This window comes from Rathayibacter sp. SD072, from assembly GCF_017355185.1.
Taxonomy (GTDB): Bacteria; Actinomycetota; Actinomycetes; order Actinomycetales; family Microbacteriaceae; genus Rathayibacter.
Genome location: NZ_JADILJ010000022.1, coordinates 16,363 through 36,463 on the forward strand (window position 1 = coordinate 16,363; position 20,101 = coordinate 36,463).

Below are 20,101 nucleotides of genomic sequence, written 5' to 3' on the forward strand. Positions count from 1 at the left end.
CGGCGCGCATCACGGTACCGGCGCGGATCCTGCGGGAGGGCGCGGGGCGTGGGACGTCCGCCGCTCCGGCGCGGGGCGGCCGGTCTGCACACCCTCCCGATCCGGAGGAGGGCCCATCGGCGCGGGCGTAGCCTTAGGGCGTGACGCTCATCGGCGCCGGGGCTCCTCCTCTCCACGTGGGGACGACCCCGCTGGACTCCCCCGCGGCGCTCCCCTCTCTCGCGGATCCGCGGCGTCCCCTCCTCTGGCAGCGGAACGGCTCCGGACTCGTCGGTCTCGGCGAGGCGCTCCGGCTCGAGTTCTCGGGGCCCGACCGACTGCGCGAGGCCGCCGACGCGTGGCGGGCGCTGTGCGCCTCCGCCGTGGTCGACGATCCGATCGGACTGCCGGGTTCGGGGCTCGTCGCCTTCGGTGCGTTCGCCTTCTCGAGCCACTCGTCGGCGACCAGCGTGCTGATCGTGCCGCGGACGGTCGTCGGCTCGCGCGGCGGTCGCTCCTGGCTCACCACGATCACCTCCGACGGCGGATCAGGCGCGGACCGGCCCGCCGCACGGCCGTTCGGCGACGAGTACCGCCTCTCCCTCCTGCCCGGCGCGATGACGCCGGACGGCTACCGCTCGGCGGTGGCCTCGGCGGTCGGCAGCATCCGCGCCGGGGCGCTCGAGAAGGTCGTGCTGGCGCGCGACCTCCGCGGGCACCTGCCCCGCGGCGCGGATCTGCGGCGGATCCTGGTCGACTTCGCCTCGACCTATCCCGACTGCTGGACCTTCGCCGTCGACGGCTTCGTCGGCGCGAGCCCCGAGACCCTCGTGGGGGTCGATCACGGAGCGATCACCGCGCGGGTCCTCGCCGGCACGAGCGCGCGCGGGACGGACGCGGCGTCCGACGCGGCCATCGCGCAGGGTCTCCTCGACAGCGCCAAGGACCGCTCCGAGCACGCCTTCGCGATCGCGAGCCTGCTGAGGGAGCTGCGGCCGCACACATCGTCGCTGAGCGCGAGCGGCGAGCCCTTCACGCTGAAGCTCCCGAACCTGTGGCACTTGGCCACCGACGTGCGCGGCACGCTCGGCGATGCCTCGACGGCGCTCGACCTGGTCGACGCCCTGCACCCGACGGCCGCCGTCGCCGGCACGCCCACAGCCTCGGCGCTCCAGCTGATCGACGAGCTCGAGCCCTTCGACCGCGGCCGCTACGCCGGGCCGGTGGGCTGGATCGACGGCCGCGGCGACGGCGAGTGGGCCGTGGGCCTGCGCAGCGCCCAGATCGACGACGACGGCGATCTCACCGCGTGGGCGGGTGCCGGGATCGTCGCCGACAGCGACCCCGACGCCGAACTGGCCGAGACGCGGATCAAGTTCCGCCCGGTGCAGGACGCGCTGAGCTGAGCCGCGCAAGCGAGCGTCCACTCTCGACGTCGCGCGCGAAGGCGCATCGACGTGGCGGTCATCACGACTCCCCGAGCCGGATCCTCTCGCCCCTCCGCTTCTCTGCACCGAACGACTGCGGCGGCCGTCGGCGCCGGCCACCGCTCTCCCCTCCTCAGGAGGGAGGCGGCTCCTCGACGGACACCGCGCCTGGCAGCACCGGATGGCGCTCCAGCGCCGCAGGCCGGGTCGTCACGCTTCTCCCGGTCGGCGTGGTCCAGTCGGCCACGCCGTCCGGATGGAGGACGTAGGTCCAGCGATCGCCGTGGCGGACGTGATGGTGGGCGACGCACAGTGAGGCGAGGTTCGCGGGAGACGTCTCTCCGCCCTTCCGCCACTCGATCGTGTGGTCGGCCTCGGTCGTGGAGGCCGACCGGGTGCAGCCCGGGAAGCGGCAGGTCCGGTCGCGCAGCCGCACCAGCAGCCGCATCCGCGGGGGTGGTAGGCGATGCGTGCGCCCGACAGAGACGACCGCGCCGGTCCTCTCGTCGATCCCGACCGGCGTGAAGCTCGTGCCCGATCCGACGAGCTTTTCCGCCGCGTCGGCGGGCACGAGCCCGTACCCGTCGAGGTCGACCGGGGCATCGTCGGCTCCCGACGCGGTGGTCGCCGCCATCGTCATCCTCACCTCCGCACGGATGCCGGGGAGGAAGGTCGTCGGCGCCTCCGTGCCGACCTCCGGTGAGGTGCCCGCGACGTCGCCGTGGCACAGGAGGTCGCTGAACGCATCGGCGCGCAGCTGGGCGAGAGTCCGCTCGTCAGCGCGCCCGTCGGCAGGAGAGGCACCGCGCAGTCCGCGAGCGATCCGGTCGAGACGGGCCAGCGCGCCCACCGCGATCGGCGCCGGTACGTGCGCGCAGAGCGTCGCCATCCCGTCGGCCTCGGGTCGCAGCCAGACCGCCCGGTCCTCGCGAGCCCGCGCGTGCCGCTCAGCGAGCGGCTGCTCGTGCAGCTCGTCCCGGAGCAGGGCGAGAGCACGCCGCAGCTGGGTCGGAGTCATCGCCACGGCGAGCACGACCGCCCGCTCGTCGAGAGCCGCGCGCGAACCCGCGGGAAGGGACCCCGCGACCGCGCAGATCACCTGGCCCGCCTCCCATCGCATGCGCGCCGCGGCGAGTGCGGCGCGCGTGCGCGGCAGTTCGTCGACCAGCAACTGCGCGTGCTCGATCTCGCGGGTCACGGCCCGCTCCGAGATCTGCAGGACCACCGCGAACTCGGCCCGGATCGATCGCGCCACGAGATCGCGTGCCCCGCTTGCGGTGAGGCTCCGCCCTCGCGCGAACGACAGAGGGCTCGCCAGCGCCGCTCGGTATCCCGCGTGCAGGGCCTCCGCGGCGGCGAGGAGCACCGGTGCCGCGCTGAGCGCGAGCTCCGCCGCTCGGTCGCCGAGAACCCGCACCTCGCTCAGCGCCGCTGAATCCGATCCCGTCTCCGCCATGCGTTCAGTGAAGCGGCGAGTCCCGTCACGCGTTCCGCAGTGCTCGGCATCGGGGGAGGAACCGGCTCGGCCCACGCCGGTGGAGGAGCGCCTTCCCGCACGATTCACCGCCCCAGCGGCACCTCCACGATCCCCGGCCCGTCCCCCGGCGCCGTCAGCACCTGCTCGAGCTCCCCGCGCGTCGAGACCCGCGAGTACGACCATCCGTACGCCCGCGCCAGCGATTCCAGATCCACCGACTGCGGAGTGAACTGCACGCGGTCGAACGCGTCCGGCGCCGAGCTCGACGCGACCTCGAGGCCGTCGAAGATCGTGCCTCCCCCGTCGTTCACGACGACGAGCTGCACCCGCGGCCGCCGCTCGCCGGGAGCGAGCATCAGTCCGCCGGCCTCGTGCAGCAGCGTGAGGTCGCCGAGGATCACGCGCGTCACTCCCGCCGCTCCGCGCTCGGTCGACTGCGACGCCACGGCGATGCCGAGCGCCGTCGACACGGTGCCGTCGATGCCGGCGAGGCCGCGGTTGGCGTGCACCGTGACCTTCTTGCCCGGCAGCACGCCGTCGGCCACGCGGATGAGGCGCGACGCCCCGAAGAGCAGGCGGTCGTGCGGCCAGGTCACGCGCCAGACCGCCGACACGACGAACTCGCGGGTGAGGGGCGCGCGCACGGCGGCGAGGGCGTTGCGGGCGAAGCTGCGCCGGTCCTCCAGCGACATGGTGCCGCCGTCGGGGGCCTCGGGCAGCGCGTCCGGATCCTCCACGAGCGCGCGGCTGCTGAACACCCAGGAGCCGGCCCACGCGCGCTCGGCGCGATCGGGACGCGGCGCGTCGGCGGGGCGCACCACCTCCACTCCCGCGACCCGCCGCGCACGACGGCCCGGGTTGTAGAACTGCGGGCGACCGCGGTCGACGACGATCACCTCGACGTCCTCGCGGCGCAGCAGCTCCGGCACCTCCCGCGAGAGCGTCGGATGTCCGAACACGATCGCGCGCCGCACCCGCCCGCCGAAGTCCGGCTCGCCGAGCAGTCGCCGCCAGGCGACCACCAGCTGCGGCCCGAAGCGCGCCCCGGAGGAGACCTCGGCCAGCAGGGGCCAGTCGCCCGCGCGGGCGGTCGCCTCGGCGATGTCCCCCGCCTTGTCCCCGGCGATGACGACCGTCAGCGGCTCGTCCGGCCCGGCGACGACGCGCTCGACCTCCTCGGCGGGACCGCGCACGGGGGGCGCCTCGGCCACGGGGACCTCGAACGCCGGCAGCCGCGAGGAGAGCGGATCGCGGAACGCCAGATTGAGGTGCACCGGGCCGCCGGGGTGCAGCGCAGCGGCGAGAGCCCGGTCGGCGAGCGCGGCGGTCTCCTCCGGCAGCGACTCGGGACCGGGCGCGGGGACGTCCTCGAACAGCCGCACGGCGCGGCCGTAGAGCTCGCGCTGCTCCGTCGTCTGGTTGGAGCGGATGCCGCGCAGCTCGTCCGGGCGGTCCGCGGTCAGCACGATCAGCGGCACGTCCGAGGCGTCGGCCTCGAGGACGGCGGGGTGCAGGTTGGCGGTCGCGGTCCCGGAGGTGGTGATCACCAGCGCCGGGAGTCCGGACTCCAGAGCGAGGCCCAGGGCGAGGAAGCCGGCCGAGCGCTCGTCGACGCGCACGTGCAACCGGATCGCCCCGCGCGTCTCGAGCTCGGCGGCGACGAGCGCCAGCGCCTGCGACCGCGATCCCGGGGAGACGACGACGTCGCGGACGCCGAGCGCGACGAAGCGGACGAGGAGGTCGACCGCGGAACGGGTGGAGGGCGCGACCGGAGGGTGCTCAGGCATCCCGTCGGCCGGGGCCGTCGGACTTGTCGGGGTCGTCCAGATCGGCGAGGTCGCGCTCGAGCTGGGCGATGCGCTCGGCCTGCTCGCGCTCCTTCTCGGGATCGCGCTCCTGGCGGATCGTGCCGAGGAAGTCGGGGTCGTCGTCCGGAGCCGTGAAGCGGCGCCCGTTCACACGCTGCTTGCGGGGACGGCCGATCCAGAACCACAGCCCTGCGCCGATCACCGGCAGCAGGAGGACCACGAGGACCCAGGACCACTTGGGGATCGCGCGCACCGCGTGGCGATTGCTCATCGCGACATCGATCACGGTGTAGACCGTGAAGACGGCGAGGGCCACGAGCAGGCCGATAACGAGGCGGATCACAGAGTTCAGTCTACGTCCGCCTGCTGTTCGCGGACCGGGCGCTCGGAGGCTGGACAGGAGGCTCCCGGGGTGCTCACGGAAGCGCGTGCGGGGGCCGACGTACACTGTCCCGGTGAAACTCAGCCGCGCCGTCGTCGTCTACTCGCTCCTGCGTCTGGCGATGTTCGCCGCTGTCTTCGTCCTGGTCTACCTGCCCGCCCGCAACTTCGTCGACTCCGAGCTGACCGCGGCGGTCACCGCGGGCGTCGTCGCGGCGATCGCCAGCATGTCGCTCTCCTACATCGTCCTGCGCAGGCCCCGCGAGGCCATCGCCGAGGCGATCTACGAGCGCCGCAAGGACGTGCCCCGCGCCCCAACCGACGACGACATCGAGGACGCCGCGGTCGACCGATCGCGCGAGGAGCGCTAGGGCGCCTCAGCGCACCAGCGCCTCGGCGCCGCGGCGTCTCAGAACGCGAGCGCCGCCCCGAGGATCGCCGCGTACGCCAGCCCGCCCAGGCTCGTCAGCTGCAGGGCCAGGATCAGCTCCTTCGCCGTGCGCGCGGTGAGCGTGATGAGGATCGCCGGCAGGATCGCCAGCAGCACGAACAGCGTCAGCCAGGCGAGCGGGTAGAACAGCGCCAGGATCACAGAGATGCCGAAGGGCACCAGCACGAACGCGCTGTACAGCGCGCGGGCGACGGTCGGGCCGACGATCACGGCGAGGGTCCGCTTGCCCGACGCCCGGTCGGTCGGGATGTCGCGGATGTTGTTGACCATCAGCACCGCGCAGGCGAAGAGGCCGGCGGCGACCGCGCCGAGCCACGACTCCTGATTGGTGCGGCCGATCTGCACGAAGGTCGTGCCGACGGTGGCGACGAGGCCGAAGAACACGAAGACGAACACGTCGCCGAGGCCGAGGTAGCCGTAGGGGCGGCGGCCGCCCGTGTAGAACCAGCCGGCCGCGATGGCGGCGGCGCCCACGAGCAGGAACCACCAGTGGCCGGACAGCACGGTGAGCACGAGTCCGGCGACGGCGGCGAGGCCGAAGAAGACCAGGGCGACCGTGAGCACCTGCTTCGGCTTCGCCGCTCCGGAGCCGGTGAGGCGCGAGGGGCCGACGCGGTTCGCGTCCGTGCCGCGCACGCCGTCGGAGTAGTCGTTGGCGTAGTTGACGCCGATCTGGAGCGCCAGCGAGACCGCGAGGCAGAGCAGGGCGCGGACCCAGTGCCAGCCCTCGTCGGTGACCTGGGTCGCTCCGGTGCCGATCAGCACGGGGGCGATCGCGAGCGGGAGCGTGCGCAGGCGGGCTCCCGCGATCCATTCGCGCGGTCCGGCCGGGGCGACCTGCACCTTCTGCGGGTTGCCGCCGGGACGGCCGCTCCGGGGCTTCGCCTGCGGCTTCTTCTTGCGACTCGTACTCGACACGGAGGGAATCCTACCGAGACGCCTCAGTCGGCGGTCGCGGCGAGGCCCTCCAGCGCACGGCGGTCCGGCTTGCCGGAGGCGAGCAGCGGCACGGCCTCCACGCGCAGCACCGCGGCGGGCCGGGCCGCGCGGCCGAGCGCCTCCTGCACCGCGGATCTGACGTCGGCGAGAGCCGCCCCGGACCTCGTCACCAGCACGGGCACCTCGCCCCACTGCTCGTCGGCACGGCGCACGACGACCGCATCGGGGACGGCGCCGTCGCGCAGCACCTTCTCGACCGCGTCGAGCGAGACCTTCTCCCCGCCCGAGACGATCACCCGGTCCAGGCGGCCGGTCACGCGGAGTCGTCCGTCGATCAGCTCGCCCGCATCGCCGGTGCGGTACCAGCGCTCCCCCGCGATGCTGGTGAACGCGGCGGCGGTGCGGTCGACGTCGAACCCGCCGTCGGCGTCGAGGTACCCCTCGGCGAGGGTCGGCCCGCCCAGCAGCACCTGGCCGTCGTCGATCCGGACCCGGACGTCGCGCAGCGGTGAGCCGTCGTACACGCAGCCGCCCGCCGTCTCGCTCGAGCCGTAGGTCAGGCGCACCTGCACCCCGAGCGCTGCGGCCCGGTCGCGCAGCGGCTGCGGCGCCGCCTGCCCTCCGATCAGCAGCGCGTCGAACGAGCGGAGCGTCGCGGCCTGGGCCGGGTCCGCCTCCGCCGCGTCGAGCAGCCGTGCGAGCTGCACCGGCACGAGGGAGGAGTAGCGGCGCTCGCCCGCGGGCATCGTCCGGGCGAGCTCCAGGAACGCGAGCGGATCGAAGTGCCCCTCGGGCAGGACGACCGGGTCGGCGTCGGCGGTGATCGAGCGCACGAGCACCTGCACCCCCGCGATGTAGTGGGTGGGGAGGCACAGCAGCCAGCGGCCCGGTCCGCCGAGCTCGGCGAGGGTGGCGGCGGCGCTGGTCAGCAGAGCCCCGGTCGCGAGCGCGACGCGCTTGGGCGTGCCGGAGGAGCCGGAGGTCTCGACCACGACGGCCACGCGCTGCGGAACCACCGCGGCGGCGGACCCCGACATCCCGGGGGCGGCGACGCGGACCGCCGGGCCGCTGCCGTCCAGCGCCGCGCGCAGGGCGATCAGCACCTGCTCCGGAGCGGGGTCGACCGCGATCAGCTCCCGGGTCATGCGCTCAGTACTGCCACGGGAACGGGGACCAGTCGGGCTCGCGCTTCTCGAGGAAGGAGTCGCGGCCCTCGACGGCCTCGTCGGTGCCGTAGGCGAGCCGCGTCGTCTCGCCGGCGAAGAGCTGCTGGCCGACGAGCCCGTCGTCGACCGCGTTGAACGCGTACTTGAGCATGCGGATCGCGGTGGGCGACTTGGTCAGGATGGTCTCGGCCCACTCCAGCGCCGTCGACTCGAGCTCGGCGTGCGGCACGACCGCGTTCACCGCGCCCATCTCGTAGGCGCGCTGCGCCGAGTACTCGCGGGCGAGGAAGAAGACCTCGCGGGCCGCCTTCTGCCCGATCTGGCGGGCGAAGTACGCCGAGCCGTAGCCGGCGTCGAACGAGCCCACGTCGGCGTCCGTCTGCTTGAAGCGGCCGTGCTCGGCCGAGGCGATCGTGAGGTCGCAGACCACGTGGAGCGAGTGGCCGCCGCCGGCCGCCCAGCCGGGCACTGCGGCGAGCACGACCTTGGGCATGAAGCGGATGAGGCGCTGCACCTCGAGGATGTGCAGGCGGCCCGAGCGCGCGGCGTCGATCCCCTCGGCCGTCTCGCCGTCGGAGTAGCGGTAGCCGTCGCGCCCGCGGATCCGCTGGTCGCCGCCGGAGCAGAACGCCCAGCCGCCGTCCTTGGGGCTCGGGCCGTTGCCGGTGAGGATCACGACGCCGATGCGCGGGTTCGTCCGGGCGTCCTCGAGCGCGTTGTAGAGCTCGTCGACGGTGCGCGGGCGGAACGCGTTGCGCACCTCGGGCCGGTCGAAGGCGACGCGGGCGATGCGCCCGGTGCGGTCGTGGTGGTAGGTGATGTCCTCGAGAGCGTCGAAGCCGCGCACCGGCTCCCACCGGCTCGCGTCGAACAGCTCGGAAACCTGCGTGCTCATGCCCTCGACCCTACTGTCGGTGCCCGAGCGGACGCCTGCGGCTCCGAGGACGGGGATCTCTATAGGCGCGCTGCGCGCGCTACTCGATCAGCAGGAAGCGCGCGCTCCTCGGTCAGCGGTGACCGCACGCGAAGAGGGACCCCGCGCAGTGCGGGGTCCCTCTGTCGTCAGTGCTGCGGAGTGCTACTTCGCGGTGGAGGTGCGGCGGTTCTCGGCCGACACCATCCAGGCGAACTGCTCGAGGCTCTGGATGATCGCGTGGAGGAGGTCCGCACTGGTCGGGTCCTCCTCGTCGACCTGGTCGTGCACCTCGCGCATGGTGGCGGCGGTGTTCTCGAGGCGGATGGTGACGAGGTCGACCGTCTCGGCGGTGTCGATCTCGCCGTGCGGGTACTCGGGCAACGTGGTGGTCGCCGCGACGGTGTCGCTGCGGCCGTCCGGGATGCCGTGCAGCGCGCGCATGCGCTCGGCGATGTCGTCGCTGAACTCGCGCGCGGCCTCGATGATCTCGTCGAGCTGCAGGTGCAGGTCGCGGAAGTTCTTGCCGACGACGTTCCAGTGCGCCTGCTTGCCCTGCACGTGGAGCTCGATCAGGTCGACGAGGACGATCTGGAGGCTGTCGAGCAGCTCCTTCGAGGCCTTGAAGCCCTTCTCGGCGTTTTGACGACGGCTGGTCTTGGCTCCGGAGCCGGCGGGGGCTTCGACGTGGCGTTCGAGGGTGGTGGTCATGGACCATTCCTTTCTCTTGACGGTGTCGGGGTGATCCCCTCCACCGAGTGTGGCTGCTGCGGCTGGACGCCGCCCGGACGGGGGCCCAGAGCGATGGGGGGTTGACTCCGGGCTCAGAACTGCGGCTCAGATCGTGGCGACGGATCCGGAGTCGACGCGGTAGTTCGACCCGTTCACGAACGAGGCCCGCTCGGAGCAGAGGAACGCGATCACAGCCGCGACCTCGTCGGTCTCGCCGCGGCGCTTGAGCTCCATGTACGGGCGCTCCTCGTCGAGGAACGACGCGATCGCCTCGTCCGTCGACGTGCCGCGCTGCTCCGCTCGCTTCTGCATCATCGCGTCGGTCATGGGGCTGCGGATGAACGCGGGCGAGACCGCGTTCACGAGCAGGCCCTCGAGGGCGTACGAGCGCGAGAGGCCCTTGGCGAGCGCGAGGACCCCTGCCTTCGCCGCGCAGTACGGCAGCTCGTCGTCGTAGGGCTGCACCGCGTCCTCGGAGGCGACGAGCACGAGCCGGCCCCAGCCGCCGCTGCGCAGGTCAGGGAGGAACTCGCGCACGAGCCGCACGGGACCCAGCAGGTCGGTCTCGAGCGTGCTGGTCCAGCCCTTGTCGTCGATCTCGTGGAAGAGGCCCTGGGCGCCGGTGACGCCCGCGCTCTGCACGAGGATGTCGATCTCGCCGACGGCCCCGGCGACCTGCGCGTGCAGAGCGGCGAGCTCCTCGACACTCGTGACGTCGGCGGCGAAGGCGTGCAGGCGTCCGTCCGGAGCGTCGAGCCCGGCGGCCGCCGCGTCGAGCTTCTCCTGATCGCGGTCCGACACGACGACGGTCGCGCCCTCCGCGAGCAGGAGCGTGGCGGTGGCGAGCCCGATGCCCGAGTCGGCTCCGGTGACGAGGGCGGTGCGTCCGGCGATTCCTAGGTCCATGACTCCGGTCTACGCTCCCCCGCCCGAGTCGCTCAACGACTTGCGCCGAACACCTCCGCAGGTCTACCGCGCGTGGGGGTGTCGATCGCGAAGATCCCACCCGAGAGCGGGGCGTCGACGAGCTGCTGCTCCTCGAGCTTCTCGCGGGCGGTGCCGACGAACAGGGTCGACAGATCCGTTCCGCCGAAGCCCAGTCCGGTCACGTTCGGAGCGGGGATCGCGATCTCGTCGAGGAGCTCCCCCTCGGGGCTCCAGCGCAGCACGGCGCTCTCGCCGTTCGCTCCGGTCCAGAAGCAGCCGTCGATGTCGAGGGCGAGGCCGTCGAACGACCGGCCGACGAGGAACGGCTCCGGCTCGCCGAGCTCGTCGCCGTACGAGCAGCGGAAGACGGTCGAGACGCCCGTGTCGGTGAAGTAGAATGTCGCGCCGTCGTCGGACCACTCGAAGCCGTTCGCGACGGCGAAGCCGCCCAGCAGGGTCTCGAGGCGCCTGGAGGCGTCCACGCGGTAGAGAGCGCCGTCCGGCTCCTCGGTGGTGAGGTTCATCGACCCCGCGACGAACCGCCCGGAGGGGTCGCACTTGCCCTCGTTCATCCGCAGACCGGCGTGGACGTGCTCGATCGGAGCCAGCTCGCGCTCGATCGCGAACGCGTCGTCGAGCAGCACGATCCGGTTGCCCAGGGCCGCGACGAAGCCGCCCCCGCGCGCCGGCTGGAACGACCCCAGCGGAGCTTCGACGGGCACGACCAGGTCGTCGGAGCCGTCGACGGCTCCGTCGAGCGCGCTCGCGTGGATCGTGCCGGTCGAGATGTCGCACCACAGCAGCCGGCCGTCGAGCCAGAACGGGCTCTCGACCAGGATCGCCCGGGTGTCGCGGAACAGACGTGCGCTCAACTCGCTCATGAACTCCTCCTCTTGCCGCTCCCGGGCTTCCTCGACCCGGGCTTCCTCGAGCCGACCTTCTCGGGTGCGAGCTCCTCGATGGTGATCGCCGCGTTGACGAGCGCCAGGTGGCTGAGGCCCTGCGGCAGGTTGCCCCAGAAGGCCAGATCGTCGGTCGCGACCATCTCGGACATGATGCCGACGTCGTTGGGCATCGTCGCTACCAGCTCGTCCATCAGCGCGATCGCCTCGTCGTGCCGGCCGACGCACGCGAGCGCCGAGGCCAGCCAGAACGAGCAGGCGACGAAGGGGTGCTCCTCCCCCTCCATGCCGGAGTAGCGGAACATCAGGGCGCCGCGGCCGAGCTCGCCCACCAGGGCGTCGATCGTCGAGATCATCCGCTCGCCGCGCTCGTACCCGCTCGGGGCGTGCAGCAGCACCGAGGCGTCGAGCTCGGACGAGCCGGGGTACATCACGTAGGAGCCCAGCTCCTCGGACCAGCAGTGCTCCTCGATCCACTCGCGGAGGCGGTCGCGCTCGAACCGCCACCGGTCGGGGCTGCCCGGGATCTGCCCGACCTCGGCGAGGTGCACGGCGGCGTCCAGCGCCTGCCAGCAGCCCATCTTGGAGGACGTGTAGTGCTGCTCCTCCTTCAGCTCCCACATGCCGGCGTCGCGGTTGCGCCAGAGGTCGCAGGTGGTGTCGGCGACGCGCGAGAGCAGCCGGCCGGTCTGGATGTCGAGCACGTTCCCCGAGTCGACGTAGATGCGGCAGATGTCGAAGAGGTCGCCGAACACGCCGAGCTGCAGCTGGTTCTGCGCGCCGTTGCCCGAGACGACCGGACCGATGCCCGCCCAGCCGGGCACGTCGTACTCCGTCACCCCGCTGGGCAGCGAGCCGTCGAGCCCGTAGAAGATGTGCAGGTCCGGGCCGTGCTCCTTGATGGTGCGCAGGAGCCACGACAGGGCCGCGTGCGTCTCCTCGCGCAGACCGAACCGCACGAGCGCGTGCGCGGTGTAGGCGGCGTCGCGCACCCAGGCGAAGCGGTAGTCCCAGTTCTTGCCGCCGTTGGGCGACTCGGCGAGCGACGTGGTGGCGGCCGCCGCGATCGCGCCGGTGGGCGAGTAGATCAGCAGCTTGAGTGCGAGCGCGCTGCGCTGCACGGCGTCGGCCCACGGGCCGTCGTACGAGAACTCCTCCGACCAGGCGAGCCAGCTCCGGATCGTGCGGTCGATGCCGCGGTCGACGTTGTGCGCGTCGGGGAAGTGCAGCGGCTCGTCGTGCGTGGCCGAGACCACGAGGACGTGGCGCGACGGCTTCTTCCCGCCCGTGACGGTGAAGGCCCCGGTGAGCTCGTCCCCGGCTCCGGAGGGCGCGTCGTCGCCGTCGGGCCCGTGCTCCTGCCCGGTGATGCCGATGGTGATGTCGCCGGCGCGGATGAGCGAGCGGCCGTCGGCGTTCTGGATCCACGGCGAGACCGTGCCCAGGCCCGTGCCGGGTCGGACGGCCCAGCGCATCCGCACCTCGCCCTCGACCCCGTCGACGCGCCGGGCCAGCTCGGCCCACGGCAGGCGGCCCGCGATGCCGGTGACGAGCGCGTCGGTGACCGTGACGGATCCCGACTCGGTCGTGAACGTGGTCTCGAGGACGTTCGTGTCCTGCAGGTACCTGCGGGTGACTTCGGCGGGCTCCTCGGGCCGCAGCTCGACGCAGCCGCCGGACTCCGGGTCGATCAGCGCGGCGAACGCGGGGGTCGATCCGAGGTCGGGCACCGGCATCCAGTCGACGCTGCCGTCCCGCGCGATCAGGGCGACCGTCCTCCCGTCGCCGATCGCCGCGTAGTCGCGCAGGGGTCTGGTCGCTCGGGGTTCCGCCATGCCCTCACGCTAGGCGGGACGCCTGCGGCGGACCTGGGCTTGCGGGGTCGGGCGGATGCGGATAGCGCGACGTCGTCAGGCGGTCGCGATGCCGCCGAACTCCTCCATCCGAGCGGTGAACTCGGCGCGGTCGCCCGACTCGAGCACTCCGCTCGCGTAGCCGGCCAGGAACGCACCGCTCGGCGCCGGGCTCAGGCCGACGTCGTTCAGCATGGCCTCGACCTCGCCGCTCGCATCGGAGTCGAAGTCGACGAGTCCCAGCTCGACCGCCGGCACGACCCGGTCGGTGGAGGAGGCGGTGACGACCCAGAGTGCCGCCCGCGCCTCCTCGTCGCTCAGCCCGCCGGAAAAGGTGTAGCCGACCTCCGACCACTCGGACGGCGCGTCCGCGATGTCGATCGAGTCGAAGCCGAGGGGGGCGAGCGCGGCGGTGAAGCGGTCGACCACGGCCTGCTTGTCGGCGTCGGTCGACAGGTCGGCCTCGGCGTAGCCGGTCGCCGAGAGGTAGTCGACGAGCAGGGACGGACCGCCGTAGGCGTTCTCGGAGCGCTCGTAGTACTCGTCGTCGGCCGAGTCCCACTCTCCGAGGACGGCCGCCTCCACCGCGGCGACGGCCTGCTCCGAGAGCGCGATCGCCTCCTCGGCGGAGGGCTGGTCCAGCACGGAGGCGGCGTCGCCCTCCTCGTAGCCGGGGTAGCCGTAGAGCGGATCGGTCGGGTCGCCGGAGTCGTCACCGAACGGGTCGCCCTCGCCGAACGGCTCCTCGGAGCCCCCGGGCGCGGGGACGCTCGTCGCCGCCGGCTCCGCAGCGTCGACCGCCAGGCCGACGCCGACCGCCAGGAGCGTGGCGAGCACGCCGGTGTAGACGAGCCCGACGACACCGCTGATCGCGATCGCGACCCGGGCGCCCGCACCGAGCGGGGTGCGCCCCGGCCCGGGCGGAGCGACCGGCGGCGGGCTCATCGGGACCTGGCTCATCGCGTTCCTCCGGGGGTCGAGCGGCTGCGCGCCAGTCTTGCACGCACTGCACGGAGCCCGGGAGCGGGGCGTCCGGGCGACCGCGCAGCCGGTGCGGAGGATGATGGCGGCATGGACGACGTCGTGCCCACCCGTGCCCTCCCCACCCTCGACGAGGTCGACGCGGGACTCCGCGTCGTCGCTCTGCCCCTGCTGACGCGGTTCCGGGGAGTCGACCACCGCGAGATCGCGCTGGTGCGCGGACCGGAGGGGTGGACCGAGTTCTCGCCGTTCCTCGAGTACGGCGCCGAGGAGTCGGCCGCCTGGCTGCGCGCGGCCCTCGACTACGGCTGGACCCCGCTGCCGGCGCCGCTGCGCGACCGCATCCCGGTGAACGCGACCGTGCCGGCCGTCCGCGTGGACGACGTCGCGGCGATCCTCGCGAGCTACCACGGCTGCCGCACGGCCAAGGTGAAGGTCGCCGAGCGCGGGCAGACCCTCGCCGACGACGTCGCGCGCGTCGCCGAGGTGCGCCGGGTCCTCGGCCCTGAGGGGCGCATCCGGGTCGACGCCAACGGCGGCTGGAACGTCGACGAGGCCGAGCACGCGGTGCACGCCCTCGCCGAGTACGACCTCGAGTACGTCGAGCAGCCGTGCGCGAGCGTCGACGAGCTCGCGCAGCTCCGGAAGCGCGTGAAGTACATGGGCATCCCGGTCGCCGCCGACGAGAGCGTGCGCAAGGCCGCGGATCCGCTCGCCGTCGCGCGCGCCGGAGCCGCCGACCTGCTGGTGGTGAAGGCGCAGCCGCTCGGCGGCGTGCACCGCGCCCTGGCGATCACCGCCGAGGCCGGACTGCCGGCCGTCGTCTCGAGCGCTCTCGACAGCTCGGTCGGACTCGCGATGGGCGCCGCCCTCGCCGCCGCGCTGCCCGAGCTGCCGTACGACTGCGGACTCGGGACCGCCTCCCTCCTCGCCGCCGACGTCACCGAGCGGCCGCTGCGACCGGTCGACGGCGCGATCCCCGTCGAGCGCGTCGAGGTCTCGGAGGAGCTGCTCGTGCGGAACGCCGTCTCTCCGGACCGTCTCGCCTGGTGGCGCGACCGGCTCCGCGGGGCGTACGACCTCCTCTGATCCCGCACGGTCCGCGCCCGGCGGCGACGCGGCGCTACCCTCGCGGCATGAGCACCGGACCGGGCGGCACCGTCGCGCACCGGCGCGCCCTCCTCGAGGACCTGATCGAGGCGAGCGGGATCGACGGTGTCGACATCGCGACGATGTTCGGCGCCCCGGCGATCCGGTTCCAGGGGGTGATCGTCTGCTTCCTCGGCGGTGACGAGCACCTGGTGGTGAAGCTGACCCGGGAGGAGACGCTCGCCCTCGTCGGCGACGGCAGCGCTCTGCCGGTGGTGATGGGCCGCAGGACGCTCCGGGAGTGGGTCTCGGTACCCCGCCTCGCCGAGGAGCGGGCGTCCCTCGCGCGGTGGTCGCCGCACGTCGTCCGGGCGCTGTCGCTCGCGCGCGAGCGCGCCGCCGACCCACGGGTGTGAACCGAGTGGTGCACTGCGCGAGAATGGAGCGGCCCGGTCGCCGATGCCCGGGCCGAACCCCCTCCTCCTCGAGCATCGGAGCCCCGTGACCGCACCCACCGTCCCCGTCTTCCTCGACTGCGACACCGGCATCGACGACTCCCTCGCCCTCGCCTACCTGCTGCGGTCCCCTCTCGCCGACCTCGTCGGCATCAGCACGGTCAGCGGCAACACCGATGCCCGCCGGGCGGCGGTGAACAGCCTCGGCCTGCTCGCCCTCGCCGGTCGCACCGACGTCCCCGTCGCCGTCGGCGCCCACGACTTCCTCGAGGAGCCCTACTCCGGCGGCTCCCCGCACGTGCACGGCGAGAACGGCATCGGCGGCGTCGAGCTGCCGCGGGGTGCCGATCCGGTCGAGGAGGACCCGGCCGATCTCCTCCTCCGCCTCGCCCGCGAGCACGAGGGCGAGCTGCGGCTGATCGCGGTCGGCCCGCTGACGAACATCGCCCTCGCGCTGCGCAAGCACCCGGAGCTGCCGGGACTGCTGCACTCCGTCACCGTCATGGGCGGCGCCGCCCTGGTCCCCGGCAACGTGACCGCCGTGGCGGAGGCGAACATCTGGCACGACCCGGCCGCGGCCGCCGAGGTCGTCGCCGCCGACTGGGACCTCACCCTCGTGCCGCTCGACGTCACCATGCGGCACCTGATGACCCAGGAGCACCGCGCGATCCTGCTCGAGTCGGGGGATCCGCTCTCGGAGGCGATCGGGCAGGCGCTCGACTACTACTTCGACTTCTACGTCGGCCACTTCGGCGAGCGCACCGCCGCGATGCACGACCCGATGGCCGCCGCGATCGCCCTCGACGCGGTCGGAGTCGCCTCGGCCCCCCGCGTCCCCGTCGAGGTCGACGCCACCCGTGGCCCCGGCCGCGGGCAGACGATCCCCGACCTCCGCGGCATCTACCGCGACGTGCACCCCGAGGGCTCGCGCACGCGCTTCGTTCTCGCCCTCGACGAGCCGTTCGCCCCGCACCTCGTCGACGTGATCGTCTCGAACGCCTGACGCCGGCACGACGGAGGCCGAGAGCCCCGGACCCGCAGACGTGCGGCGGTCCGGGGCTCTCGGCCTTCCGAGTGCGGCTCGGAGCTACATACCCGTGTCCAGGCCCGAGTACGCGTGGAGCCCCTTGAAGAACACGTTCACCACGCCGAAGTTGAACATCACGGCCGCGAAGCCGATGATCGCGAGCCAGGCCGAGGGGGTGCCGCGCCAGCCGCGGGTCGCCCGGGCGTGGATGTAGCCGGCGTAGATGGTCCAGATGATGAAGGTCCAGACCTCCTTGGTGTCCCAGCCCCAGTAGCGGCCCCACGCCTTCTCGGCCCAGACGGCGCCGGCGATCAGCGTGAAGGTCCAGAGGATGAAGCCGATGATCGTGACGCGGTACGCGAGGTTCTCGAGCGTGAGCGCGCTGGGCAGGGTCTTCAGGAACCGCAGGACGGAGCGCGGGTTCTCCTCCGCCCCCTCGCGACGGGCCTGCAGCAGCTGCGTGACCGACAGCGCGAAGCCCAGGGCGAAGAACGCGGTGCCGAGGATCGCGACGAGCACGTGGATCACGAGCCAGTACGACTGCAGTGCCGGCGGGAGCGGCACGACGGCCACGTAGTAGTTGACCGTCGCGATGCCCAGCAGCACCAGCACGAGACCGGTGATGAAGGCCCCGAGGAAGCGGAGGTCCCAGCGCAGCTGGACGACGAGGAACACGCCGATGATGATGAGCGTGCCCGTGAGCGAGAACTCGTACATGTTGGCCCACGGCACGCGGCCCGCCGCCATTCCGCGCAGCACCGCGGCGGCGGCGTGCAGCACGAAGGCCAGCAGTGTCAGCGAGAAGCCGATGCGCATGGTCTTGGAACGCGCGGGGGCGTTGTAGACCTCGTCCTCGACACGGCTGCCCAGGCGCGAGAGCGTCGCGGTGGGACGGCCCGTCCCTCCGGACGCCACGGTGGCCCTGCCGCTCGCGGCCCTGTCGGCGGCGGCGACGGAGGCGACCCGCTCGGCCTCCTGGACGACCCCGAGCGACTCCCCGTCCGCGAGCGAGGACCGGCGGGCCAGGTCGATCGCGAAGAAGATGAAGGCGAGGGCGTAGACGCCCATCGCCGAGGACAGGGTCAGCACCGAGTACTGGGAGAGGGTCTCGATCACCGGTCAAGGATAGGCGACGCTCCTTCTAACCGCCCTGCACGGATGCACAGGTTCTGCCGCCCCCGGCAGGCTCTCAGTCGAGCGGTGCGTGCCGATCGGCGATCGTGCGCACCGCGCGCACCAGCTGCGGATCCTCGCCGCGGGCGAGCCCCGCGTACTCGAGCCGCAGCCCGCCGTCCTCGGCGGGCGTCGCCTTCATCCAGACCCGCCGGCGCGGCACGAACAGCGACGTGAGCAGGCCCGCGAGCACAAGGATCGCGAAGACCAGCACCCAGCCCTGGGTGGCGTCGTGGTGGATGTCGAACGACGCGAACCGGCGCACGCTGTCGGTCCCGACGACGTCCGGATCGGCTCCCACGTTCTCGAAGGTCACGGTGCCCAGGCCGTCCGGCAGGTCGACCGTCTCCCCCGGCTTGAGCGTCAGCGACGCCACCCCGGTGTCGCCGCCGGTGAGGCGGGTGAGGGTGTCGGTGTTGAGCACGTAGACCGACGTGGGCACGCCCTCGTCCAGGCCCAGGTTCCCGGCGAACACGTTGAGCGAGAGCACGGGGTACTGCAGGTCCGGGAAGATCGACGACGACGCGCCGGTCGCGCCCTCCTGCTGCGTGGGGTAGAAGAAGCCGGTCATGCCGATCTGCTCGGCGAGTCCGTCCGTCACCTTCACCACTCCGACGGAGGTCAGGTTCGCATCGGTCGGGAGGAACGGCACCGAGTCGGTGAAGATCGCCGTGCCGGACGGGTCGCGCACCGTGATCGTCGGCGCGTAGCCGTTGCCGAGCAGGTAGACGTTGGTGCCGCCGATCGCCAGCGGCTCGTTGACCTTGACGGTCCGCTCCTCGCTGCCGCCGCCGCGCTCGGTGGTCGTGACGTTCGCGGTGAAGTCGATCGGCTGCCCGAACGCGTCGCCCGGCTCCGTGACGTACTCCACGTCGAGCCCGTCGAGGGTCAGCTGGTACGGGTCCAGCGAGCCGCTGTCGAAGAAGCGCCCCGGGTTGAACGAGTCGTAGGCCGCGAGGTTGTTCGCGAAGCCCTGGCCGCCCTCGACGAGCACGCGCTGCCCGCTGTAGCCGAAGCCGCCACCGATGCCCACGGCCAGCAGGATCCCGACGAGAGCGGAGTGGAACACGAGGTTCCCGGTCTCGCGGAGGTAGCCGCGCTCTGCCGACACGCTGCTCCAGCGCCCGCGGGGGTCGTCGTAGTGCTCGACGCGGTACCCGGCGCGGCGCAGCACGGCGTCGGCGGAGGCGACCGCCTCCTCGGCCGTCGCGCCCTCGACCTCGCGGACCGTGTAGCCCGCGAGCCGCTGCAGGCGCACCGGCGTCTTCGGCGGGCGCGAGCGCATCGCCTCGAAGTGGTGCTTGGTGCGCGGGATGATGCAGCCGATGAGCGAGACGAACAGCAGCAGGTAGATGCTCGAGAACCAGGCCGACGTGTAGGTGTCGAAGGCCTGCACCCGGTCGAGCAGGGGCGCCAGATCGGGGTTGTCGACGAAGTACTGGGTGACGCCGTTGGGGTCGGAGGAGCGCTGCGGCACGAGCGAGCCCGGCACGGCCGCGATCGCCAGCAGCAGCAGGAGGAACAGCGCCGTGCGCATGCTCGTGAGCTGGCGCCACATCCAGCGCAGCCAGCCGACGAGGCCGAGCGTGGGCTGCGTGATGGTGTCGGCAGCGGAGTCGTAGTGGTCGGACGGGCGGAAGTTCGCGTCGGCGCGCTTCTGCTCGTCGACGTCACCGCGCTCAGATCGCGGGTTGGAAGCCATAGATCACCTCGCCGAGGGCTCCGTAGACGAGGGCGTTCCAGACGCCGGTGACCATCAGGAGTCCGATGACCACGAGCGCGACGCCGCCGATGATGTTGACCGCGCGGATGTGGCGCTTCACGAACGCGAGCGTCGAGGTGACCCAGCTGAAGCCGAAGGCGACCAGGAGGAAGGGGAGGCCGAGGCCCAGGCAGTACATCAGCGCGAGCAGCGCCCCCCGCCAGGGCGAGCCGGCGCCGAGGCCGAGCGCCAGGATCGAGCTCAGCGTGGGGCCCAGGCACGGCGTCCAGCCGATGCCGAACACGATGCCCAGCAGCGGTGCCCCGATCAGGCCGGTCGCGGGGCGGATGCTCGGGCGGAGCGTGCGCTGGAGGAACGAGAACTGACCGACGAACACGAGGCCCATCGCGATGACGACGACGCCGAGGACGCGCGTGATGACGTCGCTGTAGCGGCTCATCCAGAACCCGATCGACCCGGCGGCCGCTCCGTAGAGCACGAACACGAGGGAGAAGCCCAGCACGAAGAGCAGCACGCCCAGCAGCACCCGGCTGCGGCCGCGGGCGCGGCGCTCGTCGGCGTCGGTGAAGCCGCCGACGTAGGCGAGGTAGCCGGGCACGAGCGGCAGCACGCAGGGCGAGGCGAACGACACGAGCCCCGCGAGGAGCGCGATCGGCACCGCGAGCAGCAGCTGACCGCTGATGACGATCTCGCCCACG

General features: G+C 72.8%; 19 protein-coding genes. 5 read left to right on the plus strand and 14 right to left on the minus strand.

From position 1 onward, the window contains the following. The first annotated feature begins 140 nt into the window (after positions 1-140). Positions 141-1,385 carry an isochorismate synthase MenF gene (locus IOC53_RS10345; RefSeq protein ID WP_374070647.1) on the plus strand — a complete coding sequence of 415 codons (1,245 nt, stop codon included), beginning with the start codon at positions 141-143 and terminating at the stop codon, positions 1,383-1,385. 154 nt (positions 1,386-1,539) lie between these two features. Here the strand turns inward: IOC53_RS10345 and IOC53_RS10350 are convergent, their stop codons facing one another. The 3 genes from IOC53_RS10350 to IOC53_RS10360 all read right to left on the minus strand — a co-directional run bounded on the left by IOC53_RS10350 (position 1,540) and on the right by IOC53_RS10360 (position 5,034). Continuing rightward, positions 1,540-2,862, minus strand: a complete 1,323-nt coding sequence (locus IOC53_RS10350) for an HNH endonuclease signature motif containing protein (protein ID WP_207405436.1) — start codon at positions 2,860-2,862, stop codon at positions 1,540-1,542. Positions 2,863-2,966: 104 nt separating this feature from the next. Then, entirely contained in the window at positions 2,967-4,670 is a 1,704-nt protein-coding gene (gene menD, locus IOC53_RS10355; protein ID WP_207405438.1) for a 2-succinyl-5-enolpyruvyl-6-hydroxy-3-cyclohexene-1-carboxylic-acid synthase, read from the minus strand. After that, the gene (locus IOC53_RS10360; protein WP_207405440.1) at positions 4,663-5,034 is read right to left on the minus strand and encodes a PLDc N-terminal domain-containing protein; all 372 of its coding nucleotides are present in this window, start codon (positions 5,032-5,034) and stop codon (positions 4,663-4,665) included. The genes menD and IOC53_RS10360 overlap by 8 nt, the downstream gene beginning before the upstream one ends. Positions 5,035-5,146: 112 nt before the next feature. On the opposite strand from IOC53_RS10360, the gene IOC53_RS10365 reads away from it, so the two are divergent. Beyond that, complete coding sequence (locus IOC53_RS10365; protein ID WP_207405442.1) at positions 5,147-5,443, plus strand: DUF4229 domain-containing protein; 297 nt, start codon at positions 5,147-5,149, stop codon at positions 5,441-5,443. 38 nt (positions 5,444-5,481) lie between these two features. On the opposite strand, the gene IOC53_RS10370 is transcribed toward IOC53_RS10365, so the two are convergent. From IOC53_RS10370 to IOC53_RS10405, 8 genes are all read right to left on the minus strand, one after another. Then, on the minus strand, positions 5,482-6,441 hold the full coding sequence (locus IOC53_RS10370) for a 1,4-dihydroxy-2-naphthoate polyprenyltransferase (RefSeq protein ID WP_207405444.1): 960 nt from the start codon (positions 6,439-6,441) through the stop codon (positions 5,482-5,484). 23 nt (positions 6,442-6,464) lie between these two features. Beyond that, positions 6,465-7,607: an AMP-binding protein gene (locus IOC53_RS10375; protein ID WP_207405447.1), complete on the minus strand. Its 1,143-nt coding sequence runs from the start codon at positions 7,605-7,607 to the stop codon at positions 6,465-6,467. A gap of 4 nt (positions 7,608-7,611) precedes the next feature. Further along, complete coding sequence (locus tag IOC53_RS10380) at positions 7,612-8,523, minus strand: 1,4-dihydroxy-2-naphthoyl-CoA synthase (protein WP_207405448.1); 912 nt, start codon at positions 8,521-8,523, stop codon at positions 7,612-7,614. Positions 8,524-8,706: 183 nt separating this feature from the next. Beyond that, on the minus strand, positions 8,707-9,252 hold the full coding sequence (locus IOC53_RS10385; protein ID WP_055790487.1) for a Dps family protein: 546 nt from the start codon (positions 9,250-9,252) through the stop codon (positions 8,707-8,709). A gap of 126 nt (positions 9,253-9,378) precedes the next feature. Further along, positions 9,379-10,179 (minus strand): SDR family NAD(P)-dependent oxidoreductase, encoded by an 801-nt coding sequence (locus tag IOC53_RS10390; RefSeq protein ID WP_207405451.1) that lies wholly within the window; start codon positions 10,177-10,179, stop codon positions 9,379-9,381. Between the two features lie 32 nt (positions 10,180-10,211). Then, entirely contained in the window at positions 10,212-11,081 is an 870-nt protein-coding gene (locus IOC53_RS10395; protein ID WP_207405453.1) for an SMP-30/gluconolactonase/LRE family protein, read from the minus strand. Further along, positions 11,078-12,937, minus strand: coding sequence for a glycoside hydrolase family 15 protein (locus IOC53_RS10400; protein ID WP_207405455.1), 1,860 nt, complete (start codon positions 12,935-12,937; stop codon positions 11,078-11,080). The genes IOC53_RS10395 and IOC53_RS10400 overlap by 4 nt, the downstream gene beginning before the upstream one ends. Before the next feature lie 75 nt (positions 12,938-13,012). Then, positions 13,013-13,915 (minus strand): hypothetical protein, encoded by a 903-nt coding sequence (locus IOC53_RS10405; RefSeq protein ID WP_207405457.1) that lies wholly within the window; start codon positions 13,913-13,915, stop codon positions 13,013-13,015. Between the two features lie 111 nt (positions 13,916-14,026). Between IOC53_RS10405 and IOC53_RS10410 the strand changes: the two genes are divergently transcribed. From IOC53_RS10410 to IOC53_RS10420, 3 genes are all read left to right on the plus strand, one after another. Further along, the gene (locus tag IOC53_RS10410; RefSeq protein WP_207405459.1) at positions 14,027-15,025 is read left to right on the plus strand and encodes an o-succinylbenzoate synthase; all 999 of its coding nucleotides are present in this window, start codon (positions 14,027-14,029) and stop codon (positions 15,023-15,025) included. 47 nt (positions 15,026-15,072) lie between these two features. Further along, positions 15,073-15,441, plus strand: coding sequence for a hypothetical protein (locus IOC53_RS10415; RefSeq protein WP_207405461.1), 369 nt, complete (start codon positions 15,073-15,075; stop codon positions 15,439-15,441). An 85-nt stretch (positions 15,442-15,526) separates the two neighbouring features. Further along, a complete protein-coding gene (locus tag IOC53_RS10420) occupies positions 15,527-16,483 on the plus strand; it encodes a nucleoside hydrolase (protein WP_207405463.1) in 957 nt (318 codons plus the stop codon). An 84-nt stretch (positions 16,484-16,567) separates the two neighbouring features. On the opposite strand, the gene ccsB is transcribed toward IOC53_RS10420, so the two are convergent. From ccsB to IOC53_RS10435, 3 genes are all read right to left on the minus strand, one after another. Continuing rightward, positions 16,568-17,623: a c-type cytochrome biogenesis protein CcsB gene (ccsB, locus tag IOC53_RS10425; protein WP_374070648.1), complete on the minus strand. Its 1,056-nt coding sequence runs from the start codon at positions 17,621-17,623 to the stop codon at positions 16,568-16,570. 73 nt (positions 17,624-17,696) lie between these two features. After that, entirely contained in the window at positions 17,697-19,382 is a 1,686-nt protein-coding gene (locus IOC53_RS10430; protein WP_207405465.1) for a cytochrome c biogenesis protein ResB, read from the minus strand. Continuing rightward, positions 19,360-20,100 carry a cytochrome c biogenesis protein CcdA gene (locus IOC53_RS10435; protein WP_207405466.1) on the minus strand — a complete coding sequence of 247 codons (741 nt, stop codon included), beginning with the start codon at positions 20,098-20,100 and terminating at the stop codon, positions 19,360-19,362. The genes IOC53_RS10430 and IOC53_RS10435 overlap by 23 nt, the downstream gene beginning before the upstream one ends. Position 20,101: the final 1 nt, after the last annotated feature.

Excerpts from the sequence above, each read along its gene's own strand:
- IOC53_RS10350 (WP_207405436.1), bottom strand. The coding sequence starts at position 2,862 with ATGGCGGAGACGGGATCGGATTCAGCGGCGCTGAGCGAGGTGCGGGTT.
- menD (WP_207405438.1), bottom strand. The coding sequence starts at position 4,670 with ATGCCTGAGCACCCTCCGGTCGCGCCCTCCACCCGTTCCGCGGTCGAC.
- IOC53_RS10375 (WP_207405447.1), bottom strand. The coding sequence starts at position 7,607 with ATGACCCGGGAGCTGATCGCGGTCGACCCCGCTCCGGAGCAGGTGCTG.
- IOC53_RS10380 (WP_207405448.1), bottom strand. The coding sequence starts at position 8,523 with ATGAGCACGCAGGTTTCCGAGCTGTTCGACGCGAGCCGGTGGGAGCCG.
- IOC53_RS10385 (WP_055790487.1), bottom strand. The coding sequence starts at position 9,252 with ATGACCACCACCCTCGAACGCCACGTCGAAGCCCCCGCCGGCTCCGGA.
- IOC53_RS10390 (WP_207405451.1), bottom strand. The coding sequence starts at position 10,179 with ATGGACCTAGGAATCGCCGGACGCACCGCCCTCGTCACCGGAGCCGAC.
- IOC53_RS10395 (WP_207405453.1), bottom strand. The coding sequence starts at position 11,081 with ATGAGCGAGTTGAGCGCACGTCTGTTCCGCGACACCCGGGCGATCCTG.
- IOC53_RS10400 (WP_207405455.1), bottom strand. The coding sequence starts at position 12,937 with ATGGCGGAACCCCGAGCGACCAGACCCCTGCGCGACTACGCGGCGATC.
- IOC53_RS10405 (WP_207405457.1), bottom strand. The coding sequence starts at position 13,915 with ATGAGCCAGGTCCCGATGAGCCCGCCGCCGGTCGCTCCGCCCGGGCCG.
- IOC53_RS10410 (WP_207405459.1), top strand. The coding sequence starts at position 14,027 with ATGGACGACGTCGTGCCCACCCGTGCCCTCCCCACCCTCGACGAGGTC.
- IOC53_RS10415 (WP_207405461.1), top strand. The coding sequence starts at position 15,073 with ATGAGCACCGGACCGGGCGGCACCGTCGCGCACCGGCGCGCCCTCCTC.
- IOC53_RS10430 (WP_207405465.1), bottom strand. The coding sequence starts at position 19,382 with ATGGCTTCCAACCCGCGATCTGAGCGCGGTGACGTCGACGAGCAGAAG.